The 5,520-nt window shown below is 68.0% G+C and carries 4 protein-coding genes; all 4 read left to right on the top strand.

The window, feature by feature from the left end; all coding sequences use genetic code 11:
* Positions 1-2,939, top strand: a 2,939-nt coding sequence (locus tag R1101_RS27005; RefSeq protein ID WP_016934281.1) for an AMP-binding protein, incomplete at its 5' end; no start/stop codon positions are given.
* 39 nt (positions 2,940-2,978) lie between these two features.
* Positions 2,979-3,200 (top strand): Trm112 family protein, encoded by a 222-nt coding sequence (locus R1101_RS0115365; RefSeq protein ID WP_016934280.1) that lies wholly within the window; start codon positions 2,979-2,981, stop codon positions 3,198-3,200.
* Positions 3,185-3,835, top strand: a complete 651-nt coding sequence (locus tag R1101_RS0115360) for a DNA-3-methyladenine glycosylase (protein ID WP_016934279.1) — start codon at positions 3,185-3,187, stop codon at positions 3,833-3,835. The genes R1101_RS0115365 and R1101_RS0115360 overlap by 16 nt, the downstream gene beginning before the upstream one ends.
* A gap of 15 nt (positions 3,836-3,850) precedes the next feature.
* Positions 3,851-5,128: a tyrosine--tRNA ligase gene (gene tyrS, locus R1101_RS0115355; protein ID WP_016934278.1), complete on the top strand. Its 1,278-nt coding sequence runs from the start codon at positions 3,851-3,853 to the stop codon at positions 5,126-5,128.
* The last annotated feature ends 392 nt before the right edge of the window (positions 5,129-5,520 follow it).

Genomic DNA, 5,520 nt, shown 5'->3' with positions numbered 1-5,520 from the left:
TCGCCACCGCCCAGAACGGTCTCGACGTCCTGCGGTTCGGTGGCCTCGAACCGGACCGGTCGTCCTCGCCGTACCAGGTCGTCGAACGCACCGCGATGTACCGACTCCGCCGGTACTTCCCCGAATCGGACACCGCTTCCACGGGCATCCCGATCGTCCTCGTACCGCCCATGATGGTGTCCGCCGAGGTCTACGACGTCACCCGTGACGCCGGCGCCGTCGGCACCCTCCACGCCGCGGGACTCGACCCGTGGGTCGTGGACTTCGGTTCGCCCGACCAGGAGGAGGGCGGCTGGAAGCGCACCCTCACCGATCATCTCCTCGCCCTCGACGAGATCGTCGACCGCGTGCGCGCCTACACCGGCCACGACGTCCACCTCGGTGGATACTCGCAGGGCGGAATGTTCTGCTATCAGGTGGCCGCGTACCGGCGCAGCCGCGGCATCGCGAGCCTGATCACTTTCGGCAGCCCCGTCGACACCCTCGCCGCGCTGCCCTTCGGGATCCCCGAGATCGTCGCGACCCACTCCGCGGACTTCCTCGCCGACCACGTCTTCAACCGCCTCGCGATCACCGGATGGATGGCGCGCACCGGCTTCCAGCTGCTCGATCCGGTCAAGACCGTGCGATCGCGCATCGACTTCCTGCTCCAGCTCCACGACAGGGAAGCGCTGCTGCCGCGCGAGCCGCAACGCCGGTTCCTCGACACCGAGGGGTGGGTGGCGTGGTCCGGTCCGGCCGTCGCCGAGATGCTGCGCCAGTTCATCGCCCACAATCGCATGGTCAGTGGCGGTTTCGTCGTCAACGACCGGGTGGTGAGCCTCGCCGAGATCACCTGTCCCGTCCTCGCGTTCGTCGGCGAGGTCGACGACATCGGGCAACCGCTCGCCGTGCGCGGTATCCGCAAAGCGGCACCCCGCGCGGAGATCTACGAATGCACTTTGCGTGCAGGGCATTTCGGGCTCGTCGTGGGCAGCGTTGCCGGCCAGCAGACGTGGCCCTCGGTCGGCGAATGGGTGCAGTGGCGCGAGGGAGTCGGTGATCGTCCCGTCGGTATGGCGCCGATGGTCGTGCCCGATCCGAAGGACGAAGGCACCGGCGTCTCGGTCGCATCCCGCATCACCCACACCGTCGCGACCCTCGCCGACGTGGGAACGGACTTCGGTAGAGGAGTTGCGGGGATCGCCGTCGGCGCCGTCCGCGGCGCACGTGATCTCACCGGTGAGGCCGCACGCGCGTTGCCCCGGCTCGCGCGGCTCGGACAGATCCAGTCGCGCACCCGCATCTCCGTCGGGGGTCTGCTCGCCGAGATCGGCCGCAAGTCGCCGAAACGGGAGTGCTTCATCTTCGAGGACCGCGTCTACACATTCGACGCTGTGAACCGCCGGATCGACAACGTCGTGCTCGGTCTCGTCGACAACGGCGTCCGCCCCGCGATGCACGTCGGGATCCTCATGGACGTGCGTCCCAGTGCTATGGCCGCGGTCGCCGCGATCTCCCGCCTCGGCGGTGTCTCCGTGCTGATCCCGCCCGGACCGGACGTCGCGGAGGCCGTGCGCCTCGGCGGTGTCGAGAAGATCGTGGCCGATCCGGAGAACCTCGATGCGGCCGTGGCGACCGGTCTGCCCGTGCTGGTGCTCGGTGGTGGCGACGTTCGCGACCTCGACATCGAACCCGGCACCGACGTCGTCGATCTCGAACGACTCGACATCTCGTCGGTGCAACTGCCGGGGTGGTACGTCCCCGATCCCGGTCTTGCGCGGGAGCTCGCGTTCGTCCTCTTCTCCGGCAGCGGCGACACGCTCGCGGTGCGGCGGGTCACCAACTACCGGTGGGCGCTGTCGGCCTTCGGTACGGCGACCGCCGCCTCGCTCGGTCGCGGCGACACGATGTATTGCCTTGCACCTCTGCATCATTCGTCCGGTCTTCTGGTCAGTTTCGGTGGGGCGCTGGCGGGTGGAGCGCGTATCGCGTTGTCCCGCGGGCTGAACCCCTCGCTGTTCAGCGATGAGGTGCACCGCTACGGCGTCACCGTCGTCACCTACACCTGGGCGATGTTGCGTGAGGTGCTCGACAGCCCCTCGCTGCACATCGACGCCATCCATCCCATCCGGTTGTTCATCGGATCCGGTATGCCACCGGGGTTGTGGCGCCGCACGCTCGACAGGTTCCAGCCTGCGCGGGTGCTCGAGTTCTACGCCTCGACCGAGGGCAACGTCGTGCTCGCGAACGTCTCCGGTTCGAAGATCGGCTCGAAGGGCCGGCCGTTGCCCGGCAGCGCCGACGTGCGGCTCGCCGCCTACGACGCCGGCGCGGGCCGACTCGTCGAGGACGACCGCGGGTTCGTGCGGGAGGCGCGGGCCGGTGAGGTCGGACTGCTGCTCGGCAAACCCGGGCCCGCCGCCTCGGCGCTCACCGGCGTCATGCGCGGGGTGTTCGAACCGGGCGACGTGTGGGTGCCCACCGACAACCTGTTCCGGCGCGACGCCGACGGCGACTTCTGGCTGCTCGACAGCCGACGGACGGTGATCCCCACCTTCCACGGTCCGGTCTTCACCCAGAGCGTGACCGACGTCCTCGAAGCGATCCCGCGCGTCGACCTCGCCGTCGCCTACGGGATCTCGGTGGGCGGACGCGACATCGCGGTGGCCGCGTGCACGTTGCGGGGCAACCGGGCACCGACGGCGGCAGAGATCACCGCAGCGTTCGACGCGATTGCGCCCGACGAACGGCCGGATCTGGTGCACATCGTGCACGACATCCCCTTGGGGCCGTCCTATCGCCCGGCGGCCGACGGGCTGCGCGAACAGGGATTGCCCGTTCCCACCGTCCGCACCTGGTACCTGAGCCCCGACACGGGGACGTACAAGAGATTCACCAAGGCCGTCGCGCTGGCCTGGAAGGCGGGCACGGCCGGTTCGCCCGCCGGGGCGCGGTAGCCTGGTTCCGGTTCGGTTCCGCCCTTCGAAAGGACATCCGTGGCTGTCGATCCCACGTTGCTGAGCATTCTGGCCTGTCCCGAGGACAAGGGGCCGTTGCTTCTCGTCGACGACGCGGTCCTGTACAACCCCCGCCTGCGGCGGGCGTATCCGATCGAGAACGGCATCCCCGTCCTCCTCGTCGACGAGGCCCGCGAGGTCACCGATGCCGAGCACAACGACTTCACCGCGCGCGGTGTCGCCGGATGGAGTGCAGACTGAGCCGCTGCAGCAGATCCGTTCGCGGCGAGCTCGAGGGACTCGATCCGGTCGAGGCAGCCGCCGCGCTGCTCGGAGCGACCGTCCGGGTAGGGGAGACCACCGTCCTGCTGACCGAGGTCGAGGCCTACGGCGGGCCCGAGGACGGACCGTGGCCGGACCCGGCAGCGCACTCGTATCGAGGACCGACCCCGCGCAATTCCGTCATGTTCGGGCCCGCAGGACATCTGTACGTCTACCGGAGCTACGGCCTGCACTTCTGCGCGAACATCTCCCTCGGTCCCGATGGCACCGCCGCAGCAGTGCTGTTACGGGGCGGTGAGGTCGTCGCCGGAGAACAGGCCGCCCGGGCCCGTCGCACCCCCGGCACGCCGTTCGCCAACCTCGCTCGGGGCCCCGGAAATCTGGCCGCTGCCCTCGGTCTCGACCTGGCCGACAACGGCATCGACGTGGGCGTCTCCGATGCCCGGGTGCGCGTGGAACTTCCGGCAGAGCCGCTGGTCGGCGAGGTCGCACGCGGTCCACGGGTGGGGATCAGCGTCGCCGCCGACAGGCCGTGGCGGTTGTGGATTCCCGGCGCCGTCGGAGTCTCCGCGTACCGGCGCAGCCCACGCGCGCCCGCCGCTCCTCACGGGTGATGGGATGATCGAACGGTGACTGAGCACATCCTCGACGAACTGACCTGGCGCGGTCTCATCGCGCAATCGACCGATCTCGACGCACTTCGAGGCGAACTCGACAAGGGTCCGATCACCCTCTATGCCGGTTTCGATCCGACCGGTCCGAGCCTGCACGCCGGTCACCTCGTACCGCTCCTCGCTCTCAAACGTTTCCAGCGCGCCGGCCACCGGCCCATCGTTCTCGCAGGTGGCGCGACCGGCATGATCGGCGACCCACGGGACGTGGGGGAGCGGACCATGAACTCCGCCGACACCGTCGCCGAGTGGGCCGGACGGATCCGGGGACAGCTCGAACGGTTCGTCGAGTTCGACGACTCTCGGACGGGAGCCGTGGTCGTGAACAACCTCGACTGGACCCGCAATCTGTCGGTGATCGACTTCCTGCGCGACATCGGCAAGCACTTCTCGGTCAACGTGATGCTCGCTCGAGACACAGTCAAGCGCCGGCTCGAAGCCGACGGCATCTCGTACACCGAGTTCAGCTACATGCTGCTGCAGGCGAACGACTACGTGCAGCTCCGCCGCGAGCACGGGTGTGCGCTGCAGGTCGGTGGTTCCGACCAGTGGGGCAACATCATCGCCGGCGTCGAACTCAACCGGCGAACCGACGGCGCGAGCGTGCACGCGCTGACCGTCCCGCTCGTGACCTCCTCGGACGGCAAGAAGTTCGGCAAGTCCACCGGCGGTGGCAGCCTGTGGCTCGACCCCGAGATGACCAGCCCGTACGCCTGGTACCAGTACTTCGTCAACGCGGCCGACGCCGACGTCATGAAGTACCTGCGCTGGTTCACCTTCCTCGACAAGGACGAACTCGCCGAACTCGAGACCGCCACCACGGAGCGTCCGCACGCGCGCGAGGCCCAGAAGCGGCTCGCCGCAGAGATGACGACGCTCGTCCACGGTGCGCACAACACCGCCTCGGTCGAACTGGCCAGTCGCGCACTGTTCGGCCGGGGGGAGCTCGGCGACCTCGACGAGTCCACACTCGCGGCCGCATTGACCGAGGCGTCCGTGACCGAGCTCCACGCCGGCGAACCGGACACGATCGTGGATCTGCTCGTCGCGTCGGGACTGTGCGAGAGCAAGGGCGCTGCACGGCGCACCGTCAAGGAAGGCGGGGCATCGGTCAACAACGTCCGGATCTCCTCGGAGGAGTGGACCGCGCGCGACGGAGAGCTGCTGCACGGCAGCTGGCTCGTCCTGCGCCGGGGCAAGCGGAACTTCGCCGGTGTCCGCGTCGTCCACGACTGATGCTGTTTGCCGACGCTGACGAGCCTCTGACCAGCGGATTTGACGGCTCGTTAGCGTCGGCGTAACTTAGTCGTCGTTCGAGCGACATCGAACAGCCCGCCGGACCGAGAGGTTCGGAAATAGGCATGTTCGATGTCGCATCGATCGGCTCTCACAGAAGAGACGGGGAACGCAACGAGTTTGCGTCCCTGAAATCGGATGTGATAGCTTGGAACGGTTGCCTCGGAGCGGGTCGGACGACAGTCCGGAACGTGACGATGTGCGCGTGTTCTTTGAGAACTCAACAGTGTGCCGATGAATGTCAGTGCCAATATTATTTGGTACTCCGCTCCATCGTTTCGATGGGGTGGGTATTTGCTGATCGTCTCATTCTTCCGTCTGGGATGGTCAGT

This window comes from Rhodococcus sp. R1101 (genome assembly GCF_000278445.1).
Classification (GTDB): domain Bacteria; phylum Actinomycetota; class Actinomycetes; order Mycobacteriales; family Mycobacteriaceae; genus Rhodococcus; species Rhodococcus gordoniae.
The sequence above is the reverse complement of the archived record's forward strand: the minus strand, read 5'-3'. Positions and strand labels throughout refer to the sequence as shown.